The sequence below is a fragment of the Streptomyces sp. NPDC059743 genome (genome assembly GCF_042732975.1).
In the GTDB taxonomy this organism is placed as follows: domain Bacteria; phylum Actinomycetota; class Actinomycetes; order Streptomycetales; family Streptomycetaceae; genus Streptomyces.
The window spans coordinates 206,168-223,619 of sequence record NZ_JBHWGS010000003.1; the positions used below are offsets into that span (position 1 = coordinate 206,168).

Below are 17,452 nucleotides of genomic sequence, written 5' to 3' on the forward strand. Positions count from 1 at the left end.
GGCCCGGCGCTGTGCCCGGGCCCGGCGCTGTGCCCGGGCCCGGAGTGTACGCAGCCGGGCGATCCCTGCGGAAGGGCCTGGTCAGCGCCCGCCCTGTCGCATCAGAAGATCGCGCAGGGCGCGGGCGTGGCGCCGGCTGACGGCCAGCTCCGCGTCCCCGACGCGTACGCTCATCGTGCCCGCGTCCAGGCGCAGTTCGTCGATCCGGGCCAGCGCGACCAGATGGCGGCGGTGGATCCGGACGAAGCCGCGGGCCCGCCAGCGCTCCTCCAGCGTGGTGAGTGGGATCCGTACGAGATGGCTGCCGCTGTCGGTGTGCAGCCGGGCGTAGTCGCCCTGGGCCTCCGCGTAGACGATGTCGTCCACGGCGACGAAGCGGATCACGCCGCCCAGTTCCACAGGTATCTGGTCGGCGGCGGGCGCCTGCGCCGGACCGCGCTCCCCCACCAGCTCGGCGACCCGGCGCACGGCCTCGGCGAGCCGCTCCCTGCGCACCGGTTTGAGCACATAGTCGACGGCCTTCAGGTCGAAGGCCTGGACGGCGAAGCCCTCGTGCGCGGTGACGAAGACGATCAGCGGCGGCTCGGCGAAGCCCGCCAGCAGCTTGGCGACATCGAGCCCGGTCAGCCCGGCCATATGGATGTCGAGGAAGACCACGTCGACGGCGGCGGAGCCGTCGGGCCCGGCGTCGAGCGCGGCACCGATCCGGCGCAGCGCCTCGGTGGCGCTCGTGGCGCCCTCGGCGCTGCGGATCCGCGGATCGGCCCTGAGCAGATAGAGAAGCTCTTCGAGCGCCGGTTCTTCGTCGTCCACGGCCAGTACGCGCAGCATGACGCCGGAGTGTAGGTCCTCGAACACACAATGGCTTCCCCGGCTTGAATGATTCGGCGCTCCGCTGCGTACCAGACACCATGCGGACCTTGGACCTCCATCGTGATGTCGGCGCCTACACGCTGGGCGTGCTCGACGCCGCGGACGCCTTCCGCTTCGAGGACCACCTGATGGAGTGTCCGCGGTGCGCCCTGCTGCTGGCCGACCTCGGCGGTGTGAAGGCGCAGCTCGACGAGTACGCGCGGCGGACGCCCGCCGAGGTGGCTCCGTTCGCCGCCGCGAGCCCGGAGCTGCTGGCCGGGCTGCTGGCCGAGGCCGCCGCCGGGCGGCGCGCCGGACGAGGACGGCGGCTCGCGCTGGTGGCCGCGGCGGCGGTGCTCGTCGTGGGCGGTCCGCTGGCCGTGCTGCGGATGGCTCCCGGGCCCGATCCGGGCGCCGCGCCTGCCGTACGGTGGACCGCGTCGGACCGGGCGACGGGCACGGCGGCCGTGGTCACGGCCGCGGAGACGGGCTGGGGCACGGATGTGGGCCTTGAGCTGGTGCGGCCGGGCGCCTCCGGTGTCTGCGCCCTGATCGCGGTGGGGACGGACGGTTCGCGGGAGACCGTGACGACCTGGGCAGCGCGGGCCGACGACGGGACGGCGCTGGTCACCCGGGGCGGAGCGGCGCTGCGTCCCGACGAGATCGACCACTTCGAGGTACGGAGCGCGGACGGCCGACGGCTGGTGACGATCGGCGGAGGGCATGACCGTACGGCACGTCCCGCCACCTGAGCGGGACCTGAGCGGACCGGCTTGCGAGGGCGGGCTTGCGCGGGCCGGCTTGAGCAGGTCTGAGCAGGTCGGCTTGCGCGGGCGGGACCTACTTGAGCAGCCGGGACAGTCTGCGGTCGGCGAGCGGTTTGCCGCCGGTCTGGCAGGTCGGGCAGTACTGGAGCGAGGAGTCGCTGAAGGAGACCTCCCGGATCGTGTCACCGCAGACCGGACAGGCCTCGCCGGTGCGGCCGTGCACCCGCAGTCCGCTCTTCTTCTCCGCCTTGAGCCGCCCGGCCGCCACTCCGCGCGAGCGCTCGATCGCCTCGCGCAAGGTGGAGCGCAGCGCTTCGTAGAGGAGGGTGATCTCGTCCTCGGAGAGATTCTTGACCGGTTTGAACGGGGACATCTTCGCGGCATGCAGGATCTCGTCGCTGTACGCGTTGCCGATGCCGGCGATCAGACGCTGGTCCCTCAGCGCGCCCTTGATCTGCCGCCGTTCACCGGCGAGCAGCCGGGCGAACGCGTCCCGGTCGAAGGAGTCGTCGAGCGGATCGGGCCCGAGCCGTTCGATACCGGGAACCTGGGCCGGATCACGGACGAGATGGACGGCGAGCCGTTTGGTGGTGCCCGCCTCGGTCAGATCGAAGCCGTCTCCTCCGGCCAGGACGACCCGCAGCGCGAGCGGGCCCTTCCCGGGCCTGGGCGGCTGCGGCGGGAACGAGTCCTTCCAGCGGAGCCAGCCCGCCCGGGCGAGATGGACGGCGAGATGGAGCTCCGTACCGCCGTCGGCACCGGCCGCGACGATGTCGAGATACTTGCCGTGGCGGGCGATGGCGGTGACGGTGGCACCGTCCAGGGCGGAGAGCGGCGGATCATAGGTCTTGAGGACATTGACCGTCAGGGGCAGGACACGGACGATCTCCCTGCCCACGAGATGGCCGTCGAGGAACTCGCGCAGCGCTTCGACTTCGGGTACTTCCGGCATGCGTCAAGGGTGCCGCAGTCCCCGTACGAGTGCCCGGTGAAGCGTGCGGCTCCGTACGAGCGGTCCGTACGGTCGGTTCCGTACGACCAGCAAGAAGGGTGCCCGCCATGGGCCCCGACCGTCGGAAGAAAGGCCTCCACGTGTCCGTGAGCGATCGGCGAGCAGCCGTTCAGCGCCGAGCAGCCGTTCAGTCGGCCCTGGTCCTGGACAGGACCTCGCCGCGGCCCCGCGCCGCCGTTCTGGTGCTGCACGGCGGACGCTCCAAGGGCGAGCGGCCACCGGGCCGGGTGAACGCGCCGGGCGTACGGATGTGGCCCTTCACCTGGGCGGTGCTTCGGGCCACCGACGGATACGACGTGGTGGTGGGCCGGGTGCGCTACCGGTACCAGGGATGGAACGGCGGGCGGGCCGACGCGGCCCGTGACGCGCGCCGGGCGCTGGACGAGCTGGAGCAGCTCGCGGGCCCGGTCCCGGTGGTGCTCGTCGGGCACTCGATGGGAGGCCGTGCCGCCCTGGCCGTCGCGGGACACGAACGGGTCAGCGGAGTGGTGGGACTCGCGCCCTGGTGCCCGCGCGGCGAGCCGGTGGAGCAGCTCGCGGGCCGTCGCGCGGTGCTGCTGCACGGCGAGCGTGACCGGGTGACGGATCCGCGCGAGAGCGTCGAGCTGGCGGCCCGCGCCCGGGAGGCGGGCGCGGAGGCCTGTGCCGTGCTGCTGCCGGGCGGCGATCACGCGATGCTGCGCCGGGCGGGCACCTGGCACCGGCTGACCACCGGCTCGGTCACCGCGCTGCTGGGCATGGATCCGTATCCCGCGGCGGTACGGCGGGCACTGCACCCGGGCTGACCGGGAACGGCCGGGCGCGGCGAGTCCGCCAGGCCCCGGCCGGGCGCGGCGGGCGCGTCCCCGGAAATGCGTCCTGGGAACGCGCCCGGTTCACAGTCCGTAGACGCGCCGTGCGGTGGTCCCGAAGACCTCGTCGCGCTCGTCCTCGCTCAGCCCGTCGGTCACCACCCGGGCCGCGTCGAACACCTCGCCATAGGTGCCGGCCAGCCGGCACACGGGCCAGTCGGAGCCGAACATCAGCCGGCCGGGACCGAACGCGTCGAGGACGGTGTCCGCGTACGGGCGCAGTCCGTTGGCCGTCCAGGAGTCCCAGTCGGCCTCGGTGACCATGCCGGAGAGTTTGCAGACGGTGTTGGGACGGGCGGCCAGCGCCTTGATGTGCCCGGCCCAGGGATCGAGCGCGCCGGCCGCGATCGGCGGTTTGCCGAGATGGTCGAGGACGAAGGTGAGCTGCGGCAGCGACTCGGCCGCCTCCGCCGCGGCGGGCAACTGCTCCGGAAGGACGACCAGGTCGTACACGAGACCGGCGTCGGCGACGGCGGCCAGTCCGCGCAGTACGTCAGGACGCAGCAGCCACCTCGGGTCGGGCTCGCCCTGCACCTGGTGACGTATCCCCACGAGCCGGTCGCCGCCGGGCAGTTCACGCAGCGCGGCGAGCGTGTCGGCGATCCCTGGCGCGGTGAGATCGGTCCAGCCGACGACGCCCGCGACCAGGTCGCTGCCATGGGCGGCGGCCAGGAATTCGGGCGTCTCCTCCGGGACACAGACGGTCTGGACGAGAACGGTGGCCGTCACGTCCACGGCGCGCGCCTCCGGCGCCAGATCGTCAAGGCCGAAGTTCCGGCGGATCGGCGCCAGCGCGGGACCGGTGATCCAGTCCTGGTCGCGTACAGACAGATCCCAGATGTGATGGTGGGCGTCGACGGCGTTCTGCGGTGTCAGCGGTGGCAGCGATATCACCGGGTTGTCAGAGCTCCCAGACGACGGGCAGTCCGGCGTCGGCGTCGGCCGCGGAGTAGTCGTGCCTGACATCGAGCAGCTCGGCCATCCTGGCCTGCCAGGCCACATTGACCGGCAGCTGGTCCAGTTCGGCCAGCAGACGCGGATAGTCCTCGCACTCCAGCAGATGGAAGAGATCGGTGCCGCTGCGCCAGATCGTCCAGGAGGTGGCACCGGCGGCGCGGATCGCGGCGGTGAGTTCGGCGGGCACCTCGCGGTGCGCGGCCTCGTACCGCTCGATCCGGTCCGCGCGGACCGTGGTGTGCAGGGCGACTCTCATGACAGCGCTCCGTCCTCGGCAGGCCGGGCCCCGGCCGGCGGCTCCTCGGTCAGCAGGCCCTCGGTCAGCAGTCCTTCGGCGCGCAGCTCGGCCCAGAGGTCGTCGGGGACGGTAAGGGCCGCCAGTTCGGCCGCGTCGCGTACCTCCGCCGCCGACCGGGTGCCGACGAGCACGCTGGCGACGGCCGGATGGCGCAGCGGATAGTGCAGGGCCGCGGCGCGCAGCGGGATTCCGTACCGTCCGGTCACGGCGTCCATCCGCAGGGCCCGCTCCAGCAGGGCGGGCGGCGCCGCGGTGTAGTCGTAGGTCGCGCCCGGGCGCGGATCGGCGAGCAGCCCGGAGTTGAAGACTCCGCCGACGACGACGCTCCTGCCGCGCGCGGCGGCCTCGGGCAGCAGTTCGGTGAGCGCCGACTGGTCGAGCAGGGTGAAACGGCCCGCGCACAGGACGACATCGGCGTCGGTGTCACGGAGGAAGCGGGTGAGCATCGCCGTCTGGTTCATCCCGGCGCCGATGGCACCGACGACGCCTTCGGCGCGCAGCCGCTCCAGCGCCGGATACGCCTGGTGGAAGGCCTCCTCGGCGTGGTCGTCGGGATCGTGCAGATAGACGATGTCGAGCAGGTCGAGATCCAGCCGCTCCAGGCTGGCCTCGATACTGCGGAGCACTCCGTCGGCGCTGAAGTCCCAGACGCGGCGGTGGGTGGCCGGTACGGCGAAGCCATGGGACAGGTCGTCACCGACCGGGCCGTCCCCGGGTACGGGTTCGAGCAGCCGGCCCACTTTGGTGGAGATGGCGTATTCGTCGCGCGGCCGGTCGCGCAGCGCCTCGCCGAGCCGCCGCTCGGAGAGCCCGAGTCCGTAGTGCGGCGCCGTGTCGAAGTACCGTATGCCCGCGTCCCAGGCCGCGTCGACCGCCGCCCTGGCCCGCTCGGGTTCGACCGGAGTGTAGAGATTGCCGATCCCGGCCGCCCCGAAGGACAGTCCGGTCACCCGGACCGCACCGCGTCCGAGCGTGGTGTGCCGCATACCGCCGCCGCCTCCCCATGTGCCGACGCCCGCGTCCCGTCGTCGATCACGACGAATATTCATCGGATGACTCAGTGCCGTCAACACCTCTGAAGCAGCTTTCTGGGCTTCTTCGCGATTGAACTGTCCGATCTATCGACCGGAGTGCGGTAGTGGTTCGATGGTGTCAGCCGACGGATGATCAGCGGTGTCATGAGTACCACGACCAGCAGTCGCAGGCTCTGCACCGTCGAGACCAGGGCGACGTCTCCATGCGAGGTGACCGCCGCGGCGAGGACCGCGTTGATCCCTCCGGGAGTGGTGGCGAGATAGGCGTCGATGACCGGTGTGCCCGTCACCTTGGCGAAGATCCACGCCAGACCGGCGCAGCCGAGGCATACGGCAACCATCCCGGCCAGGATCGACGGCAGCAACCGCCGTACACGCCGTACCGCCTCGCCGGTGAAGCGCACGCCGACGTCCATGCCCACGAGGACGAAGACGATGTCCTGAAGGACTCCGGCGGGAGCGAAGGGCGGTATGACACCGCTCATGGTCGCGACGAGGGCCGCGAGCATCGGCCCGATCAGCGCGGGCGTGGGAAGACGCAGCCGACGGCCTGCCCGGACTCCGATCACCGATACGGCGGCGAGTGTCAGCAGACCGGTCGCCTGGTCCGGCCCCGCGACAAGAGGGAACAGGCCCGGGCCCGCCCAGTGTCCCGGTCCGCCGCCCGGCGGACCGGCCGCCGAGGCCGCGGACATCCAGTGGGCGGCCAGCGGCGCGGTGGTCGCGACGAGCCCCACGCGCAGGTACTGGATGAAGGCGACGAGTCTCGCGTCGGCGTTGAGTTCGTCGGCACTGGCCACGCTCGCGGCCGAGCCGCCCGGCATCATGCCGAGGACCGCGCTGGGCCGGCTGATCCGCCGTCCGCGCGCGAGAAACCACGCCACCGCCACACTCAGCGCGATCGTGGCGGCGGTGACCGCCGTCAGCGGCAGCGCGGCCGGCGCCGCCGACATCAGGGCGGAGGGCGTCAGATGGCTGCCCATGAGCGCGCCGACCAGCGCCTGGGACGACCGGTTCACGGGCCCGGGAAGCCGGTCCCGTACTCCGCCCGACAGCGCGAGCACGACACCCACCAGCACAGAGGCGAGGAGATAGGGAGAGGGAACACCCAGAGCCGAGGCGACGAGACCGGCCGCGTAGCCGCCCGCGATGATCAGTGCCCAGCGCCCGGCGGGCTTCGGCGCGGAGCCGTGCGAGGGGCTGTGCGGGTGGCCGTGCGAGGCTCCCCGAGTACTCGTGTGCTCCCGCTGCCGCACGGACGTCGGAGCCACCATGCCGCCTTCCCTCGGTGAGTGATACGTCCCGTGGGCCGGACCCGACAGGGCCTGGACGCCTCACGGGACATCAGCGGCCCACTGTGCGTGGTCCGGCCTGTGCGGGTGCTGAGAGCGGCTGAGCGAACGCTGGGACCACCCTGAGAGCACGCTGAGAGCGAGCGGCTGACCAGGAGGAAGGCACCTAGACTCAAAAACGGGATCGGCTCCACGGCTGAGACCTGATCGGCGCACGAGGAGAGTCCGGTGCGAGTACTGGTGGTCGAGGACGAACCGCATATCGCCGCCGCGGTCGGGCGAGGGCTGCGCGCCGAGGGCTTCGGCGTGGACATGGCCGGGGACGGCGAGCGGGGACTGCTCCTCGCGCGGCGCAACGAGTACGCCGTGATCGTGCTGGACCTCATGCTGCCCAGGCGCAACGGCTACGACGTCTGCCGCGCGCTGCGTGCCGCCGACGTCATGACGCCGGTGCTCATCCTGACGGCCAAGGACGGCGAGTACGACGAGGCCGATGCGCTCGACCTGGGCGCCGACGACTATCTGACCAAGCCCTTCTCATTCGTCGTACTGCTGGCCCGGGTCCGCGCGCTGCTGCGCCGCAGCGCTCCGCAGCGGCCGGCCGTACTGACCGCCGGTGATCTGTGGCTCGATCCGGGAGCCCATCGCTGCGGCCGGGGTGAGAGTCTCCTCGGACTCACTCCGCGCGAGTTCGCCCTGCTGGAGTTCCTGCTGGGCCGCCCCGACACCGTCGTGAGCAAGACCGAACTCCTCACCCAGGTCTGGGACGCCTGGTACGAGGGCGATCCGAACATCGTCGAGGTCTACGTCGGCTATCTGCGACGCAAGATCGACGCTCCCTTCGGCCGCGCCGCCATCGAGACCGTGCGCGGCGTCGGATACCGGCTGGACGGAAGGGGAGGCTGAATGCCTCCGCATCGCGCCCGTGTCCGTGCGCTTCTCGCCCGATGGCCCCGGCCGGCCGGAAGGCTGACCCTGCGCTCCCGGGTGACTCTGTGGGCCACCTCGATCGTCGCCGTGGCGATGATCCTGGCCGGTCTCGGTCTGCTGCTCGGTCTGCGGAACGCCATGTGGCACGATCTGGACGACACGGTCGGCCGCCGTGTCTCCGACGTCTCCTCCCTCGTCGCCCATGGCCAACTGCGCGCGCTCATCCCTTCGAACGGCGAGGACGCCGACATCGTCCAGGTGCTCGACGCCTCCGGGCGCGTGCTGGCCAGCTCCGAATCCGAGGTCCGGCCCGGCAGCCGCAGCGCCTTCCCGCACCCGCTGCCTCCGGCCCTCGTCGATGGCCGTCCCATGACACTGCACAACCTGCGCATCGGCGACGGAGGCGACTTCCGCGTCCGCGCCCGGCCGGTCCATGTCGACGGACGTCCCGCCACGATCGTCGTGGCCGTGTCCCTGGCCCAGGCGGAGCGCACCCTCGCCAGCCTGGTCACCGCGCTCGCCATCGGCATTCCGGCACTGACGGCCCTGGTCGCCTGGACGATCTCGCTCACGACCGGACGTACTCTGCGGCCCGTCGAGACACTGCGCCGCCAGGCCACCCACATCAGCGCGACCGATCTGCACCGCCGGCTGGACCTGCCCGCCTCCCGGGACGAGGTCCACGCCCTGGCCGTCACCCTCAACGACATGCTCGCCAGGCTCGACTCGGCCTCCGCCGCGCAGGGCCGCTTCGTCGCCGACGCCGCCCATGAACTGCGCAGTCCCCTCACCGCGATCCGCGCCCAGCTGGAGGTCCTGGCCGAGTATCCCGATCCGGAGCGCGACCCGTCGGTGGCCGCCGCGCTGCTGGAGGACACCGAGCGGCTGCACGGTCTCGTCGAGGACCTGCTGGCCCTGGCCCGCAGCGAGGATCCCGCGCGGCAGAGCCAGCGCGCGACGGTCGATCTCGATGAAGTGGTCCTCGCCGAGGTCCGTCGGCAGCGTGGTCTGACCGCGACCGGTATCGACGCCCGCAGGGTCTCGGCCGGACGCGTCCGGGGAGACGCGGGGGCGCTGCGCCGTGTCGTACGCAACCTTCTCGACAACGCCCGCCGCCACGCCGCTCACCAGGTACGGGTCGCTCTCACCGAGCGCGACGGCACGGTCGAGCTCACGGTGAGCGACGACGGCGCGGGTATCCCGCCCGCCGACCGCGCCCGTGTCTTCGAACGCTTCACCCGCCTCGATGAGGCCCGCTCGCGTGAGGCGGGCGGCTCGGGCCTCGGTCTGGCGATCGTCGGCAAGATCGTCACCAGCCACGGCGGTTCCGTCCATGCCGACGAGGATCCGTCACCCGACGACGGCGGCCTCGGCGGCGCCCGGCTGGTGATCCGCCTCCCCTCCGCGGAGGCCTAGAAGAACCGGGCCCCGAGCGGGCCGGGGCTACAGGGTGGCGCGGAGGAGTTCGTCCAGTTCATCGGTCATCCCGCGCGCCAGCCGGTCCAGGTCCGGTACGGCCTTGCCGTCGGCGACCAGTCCCACATGGACCCGGCCGCCGTACGTGGTCAGCGCCACCGCCAGGGACTGTCCGCGTGTCAGCGGCGCCATCGGGTAGACCTCGCGCAGCGGGCAGCCGCCGAGCGAGAGCGTCGAGCGCGGCAGCGGCACGCTGGTCACCAGGATGTCGAAGAGCATTCTGGCCGCGCTGCCCGCCAGCGGCGCCGCCAGCCGGTGCGCCAGCGGCGGCAGTTGGTCCGCGAGTACGGCGACCGCGCCGGCGCCGCGTGAGGGACCGTCGCACTTGTTGCGGTGCATCCCACGGCGGACGAGAGCCAGCCGGACGCGGGGATCGGCCTCGGCGACCGGGAGGGCGAGGAGATACGCCGAGAGCTTGTTGCCGGATCCGGGCGGACTGCCTGGACGGCGCCGGGAGACCGGTACGAGGGCACGCGGCGGCGCGGCGGGCAGCCGTTCGTCCCGCTCCAGCATCCAGCGGCGCAGCGCTCCGGCGACCGTCGCGAGCAGCACATCGTTGGCCGTGCCGCCCGCCACTCTGCGGATCCGCTGGACGTCCTCCAGATCGAGCACGGCGGTGGCGAGTCTGCGCGTACCGCTGGATCCGGCGGTCAGCGCGGGCATGCCGCGCGGGTCGAGCCGGCTGGCCCGTACGACCGAGGCGCCGATACCGACCGCCCGGCCCAGCTCCTCGATCCGGCCTCGGGCCAGCCCGGCCACCTGCCAGGGCCCTGGCAGCCAGGACCTCGGCGGCACCGGTCTGGCCCGGCGGACGCCGGCCGCCCGCTCGTCGGCGATCTGGTCGAAGATGCCCGCGCCGATGGCCACGGCGCGCATCCCGTCGGCGAGGGCGTGGTGCAGTTTCACCAGGACGGCGAAGGGCTCGCCACCCGCTCCCGCCGACTTTCCCGCCCGCGCCCCCGTCCCCGTCCGCGCTCCGGCTCGCGTTCCGACCCGTGCTCCCGTCCGCGTTCCCGCCCGTTCCACGACAGGCCGCCTCGGCGTGAGGACATACATCTCCCAGGGCGGGATGCCGCGTTCCAGCGGACGCTCCATCAGCTCGCCCGCCAGCCGCGCGGCCTGCGCCGCGAACTCTCCCTCGGGCAGGATCAGCCGCCGTACATGCCGCCGTACGTCGAAGTCCTTGTCGGCCGCCCAGGCGGCGCCGCCGACCGGGAGCCAGACGTCCCGTACCCGCATCCGCAGCCGGGGAATGGCGGCGGCGCGCGCGGCGAGCAGCTCCAGCAGTCCCGCGCCGCCCGCCGTCCCGGGCGCGGCGGTGAAGACGGCGAGCGCGCCGAGATGCATGGGATGGTCGGCGGATTCGAGATGCCAGAAAGCCAGATCGAGAGGTGCCAGCAGCTCGGTGGTCAAGGGAGCCCCAGACGGTAGAGGGAGGAGAAAACCAATCGCGAATGGTCGATTACGGTCAAGTATGGTCACTTCACCTGAAGTCAACGACCTGTGCCCAACGGTGTGACGGCCGTTCAGGGTGATGGCCGGTCCGGGACGACGAATTCGCACCAGACGCATTTGCCGCTGCCGCGGGACTCCACGCCCCATGCGTCGGAGAGCTGGTCCACCAGCAGCAGCCCGCGGCCCGAGACGCTCGACTCACCGGCGTCGCGACGGTGCGGCAGGACGCTGGAGCAGTCCTCCACCTCGGCCCTGAGCCGTCGCTCCGCGCCGGACAGCACGCGTACGGTCACGACCGCGCCGTTGTCCGTGTGCATCAGCGCGTTGGTGATCAGCTCGTCCGCCGCCAGCTCGATCTCGTCCGCGCGTTCCCTGGCGCCCCAGGCGCCGACCGCCGCCCGGATCATGTGCCGGGCGGTGCGCAGGCCCTCCGGGTCGCCACGGGAGACCTGCTGCTGAAGCCGGCCGCCGGGGATCGGGGCGTGTGCGCCGCCGCGCCGCAGCAGCAGTACGGCGACATCGTCGTCACCGTTGCGCTCGTCCATGACCGCGCACAGCCGGTCGGCCAGTATCTGGAGGTCGCGCGGTCCGTCCCGGACCAGCGCGGTCAGCAGCTGTATCCCGTCGTCCAGATCCGCGCCGGGCAGCTCCACCAGACCGTCGGTGTAGAGCATCAGCGTCTGGCCCGGATCGAGTTCGACGGTCTCGACCGGATAGTCGAGCCGTCCGAAGAACGCCGAGAGCCCGAGCGGCAGCCCGCCCGGCACCGGCAGCCTCCGGCAGTGGCCGTCGGTGTCCCGGATCAGCGGATCGACATGACCGGCCCGTACGAGCTGGACCACGCCCGTCGACAGATCGGCCTCCGCGTAGGTGCAGGTCGCGAAGCGGTCGGTGTCCAGTTCATGGAGGAAGACCGAGGCGCGCGCCATCACGGTGGCCGGTGCGTGTCCTTCGGCCGCGTAGGCGCGCAGGACGATACGGAGCTGGCCCATCACGGCGGCGGCATGGGTGTCATGGCCCTGCACGTCCCCGATCACCGCCCCGACCCGGCCGCCGGGCAGCGGGATGACGTCGTACCAGTCGCCTCCGATGTCCCTGCCGAACCGGGCCGAGCGGTAGCGGACCGCGATCTCGGCGCCGGGCACGGCCGGGATCCGGCGTGGCAGCATCGCCTGCTGGAGTCCCTCCGCCAGATCGTGCTCCTGCTCGAAGAGGACGGCGCGCTGGAGGCCCTGGGCGATGCTGCTGCCGAGGGCGACCAGCAGATTGCGGTCCTCGGCGGTGAATCCGTCCTTGTCGCGGTAGAGCAGCCCGAGCGCTCCGATCGGCCGGGCCTGCGCGATCAGCGGCAGATAGGCGGCGGCGTTGATACCGAGCTCGCTGATCCTCGGCCAGAGCAGCGGATAGGAGATGGCGAACTCCTTGGCGGACTCGATGAAGCGCGGCGCCAGCGTCCGCACCACCTCGCTCATCGGATATCCCTCGTCGATCCGCGTCACGCGCGTGCCCGGCACATACGAGCCCTCGGGCCCTTCGGCGACGAGATGGATACGCCCGGACTCCAGCAGGCCCATCACCAGACTGGTGGCGCCGAGATGCTCCAGACCGCCGGACTCCTTGAGTACGTCGATGACGTCCTGCACGGTCCTGGCGTGGGCGAGCGCGGCGGCGGTGCCCTCGACAACACTGGTCTGCACCCGGCGCACCGCGGCCAGTTCGAGCCGCGCGGTGGAGTCGGCCAGCTCCTGGACGGCGTCGCGGATGATCCCGATGACGCGCGTGGCCCGGCCGTCGGTGTCCCGGCGGATGCTGCCCTGGGTATGGGTCCAGCGCAGCGTTCCGTCCCGCAGCCGGACCTGGAAGTACGCGCCGTATCCGGTGCTGCCGTCGGTGAGCGCCCGCGACACCACCGTGTCCAGCCGGATGCCCTCCTCGCGCGGGACCCGGGGCGCCAGGCTCTGCGGCCGGCCGTCGTACTCGTCGGGCCGGGTGCCGAGCACATCGAGGGCGGTCGCGTCCAGATACAGCAGTCCGCTGTCGAGGTCCCAGTCGAAGGTGCCCATCCCGTTGAGGGAGAGGCTGATGTCCGGCCGGGCGGGCCAGTCGTCGGGGAGCGACAGCAGCCCCGCTGCCCGTTCAGCCATGGAGACACTCTGTCATCATTTGTCGGATTCTTCGACTGGTCCGGTCGGATGCGGAACGTCCCCTCACGCGTCCCCTCACCTCGGTCCCGAGACGCACGTCAGCCCTGGAACGACACGGGACCGATCAGCAGGCCCTCCATCTGCTGTTCGTCGGCGTCCGCCCCGGAGCCGCCGTCGGGCCGGAGATCGGGCTGGGCGTCCGGCTGCGACCTGGGCGCGAGCGGCTCGCTCTCCTGTCCGGTCGTCCCGCCGGGCGCCCGCGGCGGAGCCGGCGCCTCCGGAGCCGGAGCCTGCCGAGGGCCTCCGGGGATACCCGAGGACGACGGCTGCTCCGGCGTCCTGACGACATTCGGATCGGTGATGTCGGCGTCCGGGCCGTACGCCGGAGTGGTTCCGGGACGACCGTCGGCCTCGCCATGGGTACCGGTCAGCCGCTCGATCCAGTCGTTGTTCACCGTGTCGACAAGGATCAGGCTGCTGAGCGGCTGGGCGGTGCGGTCGATGACGACGACGCGCTCGGGCCGGTATCCGCGCCATGGACTCCCGCGATGGGTCATGGAGCCCTGGGCGACGACCGGCGGACGCAGCGGGCTGCCGCCGGTGCAGCGCACTCTCGGCAGTCCATGACCGTCCACCAGGACGGCGGTGCCCGCCTGGAGTACGGACTGGAACTCGGCGGCGGCCCCGTCCCGGAAGCCGTGGTTCGTCATCCGGATGTCGGCACGCAGGAAGACCGGAGTGAGACCGCGCAGGAACTCCGGCACCGACTCCTGGCCGACCCGCGCGCCCTGGGCAAAGGCCCCGGCCTTGGCCTCGTCCTCGGTGAGCAACTGGACCTGACGCTCCACATCACAACTGGAAGCGGCCTGGACACCGCCGTAGAGACCGGGCGTGGAGCCGGGCAGAGCGCGCGCCGTCCGTCCGTTGCCGCTCTCGTCGTACGATTCGTCCTCCTCCGCAGAGGTCCCGGCCTTGGCGGCGCCCTTGGGCGGTTCCAGGGCGGTCGACGGAGTGAACGGATCCGGGCCCTGGTCGGCGGCCCGCTGGAAGTAGAGCTCGTTGATCTGAGGGCCCGACGTGTTCTCGCCGCCGTCCCCGCCGCAGCCTGCTGTGATCAGAATGCCCGCGGTCAGCGCGGCAAGCGTGGCATGCCGACGACGGTTGGGTGAGCGCACCGTGATCTCCCGCCTTTTCCTCCATGGATGTCCTCCTTATGTCTGCCGGACGGTCGGCGCCCTCGCAAGCGGGAACGAGGCGGACGGGCCCGGGACTTGAACACGTTCAGGTGACGGCATAAAGTGATCGCGCAACTTGAACACGTTCAAGTCCGGGGGGTGGTACAGGATGTCCGTGCTGGTCAGCCGGATCGCGGTGGGCAGCACACCGTCGGTCGCGCCGCGCGAACCGCGTCCCGCCGAGTCGTCGTACACCGCCCTCACACCGGGTACGCCTGGACTACGCCGCCGGTGGCGTCGGCACTCCCTCGGTTCGGCACATCCTCGGCACGTCCTCGGTAAGGAGACCGCCGTATGAAGCCCGCCCAGCCGCGTCCCGCGCCGGACAGCAGTGCCTTCGGCGTATTCAGCTACCGCGAGGTGGGCGCGACCCGGCTCGGCCCGCTTCCCGAGGGCTATCACCATCTCCATCACCGCGTCAGGATCGGCCGCGGCCGTACGGTCTTCGAGGCGGCCGGAGCCGCGGTCACCACCTGGCGGCTGCACCGCTCGGCAGGCGCGCGGATCCTGGCCGGATCGCCCTGGGCGGAGCCCGGCACCGATGTGGAGGTCTCCGTCGGTCCAGGGTCTCTCGTTTGGGTCTTGCTGGGCTCGCGTGCCCTGGCACCGCGCCTCGCCGCGTTGTCGTCACTCAACGACGCTCCGCGTCGCCTCCCTCCTCCGCCTTGCGATCCACGGCACCAACGCCGACATCAGCCGCTCCCGCAGCGGGCGCTCCCTGATCCAGCCAGACCCAAACGAAAGACCCTGGGCCCGCTGCGGCTGAGCGCGCCGTGCCAGGTGGTGTGGACGGCGTACGAGAGGGACCGCACCGGCTTCGCGTACGGGACACTGCCCGGCCATCCGGAGTGCGGCGAGGAGTCGTTCATGGTCGAGCTGCGCGAGGACGGCTCGGTGTGGTTCACGGTCATGGCGTTCAGCCGTCCCGCCCGCTGGTACTCACGGCTCGCGGGACCGCTGGTGCCGGTGCTCCAGCTCGGGTATGCCAAGTGGCTGGGCCGTACGCTGCGCCGGATCACGGCCGGAGGCTGAGGGCGGAGAGATCTCCGTCGTACGAAAACCTCCGCCGTAAGGCCGTAAGAAAGACGTCCCGCACCCCGGAGATCCCGGGGCACGGGACGGACGGCGTCCGGTTCAATCGATACCGGGCAGGATGTGCGGCTCGGCCAGGTCGTCCTCGTAGCCGGCGAGCCTGATGGGAGCCGATCTGGCCCACACCTCCAGGTTGCCGATCTTCTCGGGGCCTGGCTTGGGCTTGTCGGCCTTCGCCGGTCTTTCTTCCTGCTTGGTCGGCTTTCGTGTCACCGCGCGCTCCTCTGCGTCGTGCAACTCTGGGACAGGGGCAGTTCCGTCGCGGTGGCGCCGTTTCAGAGACGGGACCGCGGCCTTGGTAGTGGGCCTGTCCCAGCGGCGGCCGTGGAGATGGTGTATCCCGTGCGTGGCCGCCCGTACCTCCCAGAGTAACCAGATGAGCAGCTCGGCGCTCTCCCGGGTTCACGTTCTGGTGATGTTCCGGTCGAACGGCGCACTACCAGTTGGCAGGTGCGTAGTCCTTCAGGAAGCAGCCGTAGAGGTCCTCGCCGCCCTCGCCGCGCACGATCGGGTCGTACACCCGGGCCGCACCGTCGATCAGATCGAGCGGAGCGTGGAAGCCCTCGTCGGCGAGACGCATCTTGTCCGGGTGCGGGCGCTCGTCGGTGATCCAGCCGGTGTCGACGGCGGTCATCAGGATGCCGTCGGACTCGAACATCTCCTGGGCGCTGGTGCGCGTGAGCATGTTCAGCGCGGCCTTGGCCATATTGGTGTGCGGATGGCCCGCGCCCTTGTAGCCGCGGCTGAAGACGCCCTCCATGGCGGAGACGTTCACCACATAGGTGCGCTTGGCCTCGGCGGCGGCCATCGCCGGACGGAGCCTGCTGATGAGGATGAACGGCGCGGTGGAGTTGCAGAGCTGCACTTCGAGCAGCTCGACCGGATCGACCTCGGAGACCGTCTGCACCCAGCTGTTGGTGTCGTGCAGGTCGGGTACGAGCCCGCCCGCGTCGATCGCCGTGCCCGCCTCGATCCTGGCGAGCGAGGCGGAGCCGCCGACCAGGGCGAGCGAGGTGATGTCGGAGGCGCTCAGGGCCTCGGCGCCGGCGGCGGGCAGCACGGCCTGGGCGCCGCTGCCGAACGCGCCGATCACCTGGGAGGCCGGGAGCTCCCCGGCGGGCAGCGGCGCGGACTCGGCGGCGAGGAGCTCGCTGTACGCCTGCGGGGAGCGGCGTACCGTCTGCGCGGCGTTGTTGATCAGGATGTCCAGCGGGCCCTCGGCGGCGACGGAGTCGGTGAGGGCGACGACCTGCGCCGGATCCCGCAGATCGATCCCGACGATCTTGAGCCGGTGGATCCAGTCGTCGCTGTCGGGCATCGCCTTGAAGCGGCGGACGGCGTCTCCGGGAAAGCGGGTGGTGATGGTGGTGTGGGCGCCGTCGCGCAGCAGCCGCAGCGCGATATACATCCCGATCTTGGCCCGGCCGCCGGTGAGCAGCGCGCGCCTGCCGGTGAGATCCGTACGGGCCTCGCGGCGGGTGCGGTTCTCGGTGGCGCAGGCCGGGCAGAGCTGGTGGTAGAAGGCGTCGACCTCGGTGTAGCGGGTCTTGCAGATGTAGCAGGAGCGCGGGCGCTGAAGTATGCCCGCGATCTCCCCGGTGACCGAGGAGGAGGGCAGCAGGCCCTGTGTCTCGTCGTCGATGCGCTCGGCCGAGCCGGTGGCGGTGGCCTCGGTGACGGCCTTGTCATGGGCGGTCTTGGCGGCCCGGCGCTCCTGGCGGCGGCGCTGCTTCACGGTCCGGTAGATACCGGCGGTGGCACGCCGGACCGCGATCGAGTCGGGATGGTCGACATCCAGCGAGTCGAGTTCGTCCAGCACGCTCAGACAGACGGCCATCCGCTCCGGATCGATACCGGGGCCGTACTCCTGGCTCCCGCCCTGTGCCGCCTGCGCCGGGATCCCGTCGTGGACGGGGCTCTCGCCGTACGCGGGGCCGTCCTCTGTCACCGTCATCGCCGCTGCCGTTCCTCGATCACTCGTGCCGCTCGTACCACTCGTACGCCGGAGTCCCACATGGTGGCATTTACCGACCTTGCGGACATCCCCGCAGGTCAGG

The 17,452-nt window shown here is 71.6% G+C and carries 16 protein-coding genes and 2 pseudogenes; 7 read left to right on the forward strand and 11 right to left on the reverse strand.

Going from position 1 to position 17,452, the window contains the following annotated elements:
• Positions 1 to 81: 81 nt before the first annotated feature.
• The gene (locus ACFV6H_RS06705) at positions 82 to 831 is read right to left on the reverse strand and encodes a LytR/AlgR family response regulator transcription factor (RefSeq protein ID WP_384975545.1); all 750 of its coding nucleotides are present in this window, start codon (positions 829 to 831) and stop codon (positions 82 to 84) included.
• Between the two features lie 80 nt (positions 832 to 911).
• On the opposite strand from ACFV6H_RS06705, the gene ACFV6H_RS06710 reads away from it, so the two are divergent.
• A complete protein-coding gene (locus ACFV6H_RS06710) occupies positions 912 to 1,604 on the forward strand; it encodes a zf-HC2 domain-containing protein (protein WP_385539280.1) in 693 nt (230 codons plus the stop codon).
• 88 nt (positions 1,605 to 1,692) lie between these two features.
• On the opposite strand, the gene ACFV6H_RS06715 is transcribed toward ACFV6H_RS06710, so the two are convergent.
• On the reverse strand, positions 1,693 to 2,571 hold the full coding sequence (locus ACFV6H_RS06715) for an Fpg/Nei family DNA glycosylase (protein ID WP_384782466.1): 879 nt from the start codon (positions 2,569 to 2,571) through the stop codon (positions 1,693 to 1,695).
• 140 nt (positions 2,572 to 2,711) lie between these two features.
• Here ACFV6H_RS06715 and ACFV6H_RS06720 point away from each other — a divergent pair, with 140 nt between their 5' ends.
• Positions 2,712 to 3,416, forward strand: a complete 705-nt coding sequence (locus ACFV6H_RS06720; RefSeq protein WP_384782464.1) for an alpha/beta hydrolase — start codon at positions 2,712 to 2,714, stop codon at positions 3,414 to 3,416.
• 90 nt (positions 3,417 to 3,506) lie between these two features.
• On the opposite strand, the gene ACFV6H_RS06725 is transcribed toward ACFV6H_RS06720, so the two are convergent.
• The 4 genes from ACFV6H_RS06725 to ACFV6H_RS06740 form a co-directional block, all read right to left on the reverse strand.
• Positions 3,507 to 4,358: an amidohydrolase family protein gene (locus tag ACFV6H_RS06725; protein WP_385539777.1), complete on the reverse strand. Its 852-nt coding sequence runs from the start codon at positions 4,356 to 4,358 to the stop codon at positions 3,507 to 3,509.
• Between the two features lie 25 nt (positions 4,359 to 4,383).
• Positions 4,384 to 4,695, reverse strand: a complete 312-nt coding sequence (locus tag ACFV6H_RS06730; protein WP_385539283.1) for an L-rhamnose mutarotase — start codon at positions 4,693 to 4,695, stop codon at positions 4,384 to 4,386.
• On the reverse strand, positions 4,692 to 5,723 hold the full coding sequence (locus ACFV6H_RS06735; protein ID WP_385539779.1) for an aldo/keto reductase: 1,032 nt from the start codon (positions 5,721 to 5,723) through the stop codon (positions 4,692 to 4,694). The genes ACFV6H_RS06730 and ACFV6H_RS06735 overlap by 4 nt, the downstream gene beginning before the upstream one ends.
• Before the next feature lie 80 nt (positions 5,724 to 5,803).
• Positions 5,804 to 7,045, reverse strand: coding sequence for an AbrB family transcriptional regulator (locus tag ACFV6H_RS06740; protein ID WP_385539285.1), 1,242 nt, complete (start codon positions 7,043 to 7,045; stop codon positions 5,804 to 5,806).
• 246 nt (positions 7,046 to 7,291) lie between these two features.
• Here ACFV6H_RS06740 and ACFV6H_RS06745 point away from each other — a divergent pair, with 246 nt between their 5' ends.
• Positions 7,292 to 7,969, forward strand: coding sequence for a response regulator transcription factor (locus ACFV6H_RS06745; protein WP_385539287.1), 678 nt, complete (start codon positions 7,292 to 7,294; stop codon positions 7,967 to 7,969).
• The gene (locus ACFV6H_RS06750) at positions 7,970 to 9,409 is read left to right on the forward strand and encodes a sensor histidine kinase (RefSeq protein ID WP_385539289.1); all 1,440 of its coding nucleotides are present in this window, start codon (positions 7,970 to 7,972) and stop codon (positions 9,407 to 9,409) included.
• A 27-nt stretch (positions 9,410 to 9,436) separates the two neighbouring features.
• Here ACFV6H_RS06750 and ACFV6H_RS06755 read toward each other — a convergent pair whose 3' ends face one another.
• The 3 genes from ACFV6H_RS06755 to ACFV6H_RS06765 form a co-directional block, all read right to left on the reverse strand.
• Positions 9,437 to 10,882, reverse strand: coding sequence for a wax ester/triacylglycerol synthase family O-acyltransferase (locus tag ACFV6H_RS06755; protein WP_385539291.1), 1,446 nt, complete (start codon positions 10,880 to 10,882; stop codon positions 9,437 to 9,439).
• Between the two features lie 113 nt (positions 10,883 to 10,995).
• Complete coding sequence (locus tag ACFV6H_RS06760; RefSeq protein ID WP_385539293.1) at positions 10,996 to 13,068, reverse strand: SpoIIE family protein phosphatase; 2,073 nt, start codon at positions 13,066 to 13,068, stop codon at positions 10,996 to 10,998.
• Between the two features lie 98 nt (positions 13,069 to 13,166).
• Positions 13,167 to 14,243: a DUF6777 domain-containing protein gene (locus ACFV6H_RS06765; RefSeq protein WP_384975072.1), complete on the reverse strand. Its 1,077-nt coding sequence runs from the start codon at positions 14,241 to 14,243 to the stop codon at positions 13,167 to 13,169.
• A gap of 169 nt (positions 14,244 to 14,412) precedes the next feature.
• Here ACFV6H_RS06765 and ACFV6H_RS06770 point away from each other — a divergent pair, with 169 nt between their 5' ends.
• The 3 genes and pseudogenes from ACFV6H_RS06770 to ACFV6H_RS06780 form a co-directional block, all read left to right on the forward strand.
• Positions 14,413 to 14,601, forward strand: a complete 189-nt coding sequence (locus ACFV6H_RS06770) for a hypothetical protein (protein WP_385539296.1) — start codon at positions 14,413 to 14,415, stop codon at positions 14,599 to 14,601.
• A pseudogene (locus tag ACFV6H_RS06775) lies at positions 14,598 to 14,849 on the forward strand (DUF1990 family protein); the annotation flags it as partial. The gene ACFV6H_RS06770 and the pseudogene ACFV6H_RS06775, both read left to right, overlap by 4 nt.
• A gap of 201 nt (positions 14,850 to 15,050) precedes the next feature.
• Positions 15,051 to 15,335: pseudogene (locus tag ACFV6H_RS06780) on the forward strand (DUF1990 family protein); the annotation flags it as partial.
• Positions 15,336 to 15,437: 102 nt separating this feature from the next.
• On the opposite strand, the gene ACFV6H_RS06785 reads toward ACFV6H_RS06780, so the two are convergent.
• Both ACFV6H_RS06785 and ACFV6H_RS06790 read right to left on the reverse strand, forming a co-directional pair.
• Positions 15,438 to 15,608 carry a hypothetical protein gene (locus tag ACFV6H_RS06785; protein WP_176732606.1) on the reverse strand — a complete coding sequence of 57 codons (171 nt, stop codon included), beginning with the start codon at positions 15,606 to 15,608 and terminating at the stop codon, positions 15,438 to 15,440.
• Between the two features lie 223 nt (positions 15,609 to 15,831).
• The gene (locus tag ACFV6H_RS06790; RefSeq protein ID WP_385539298.1) at positions 15,832 to 17,349 is read right to left on the reverse strand and encodes an SDR family NAD(P)-dependent oxidoreductase; all 1,518 of its coding nucleotides are present in this window, start codon (positions 17,347 to 17,349) and stop codon (positions 15,832 to 15,834) included.
• Between the last annotated feature and the right edge of the window lie 103 nt (positions 17,350 to 17,452).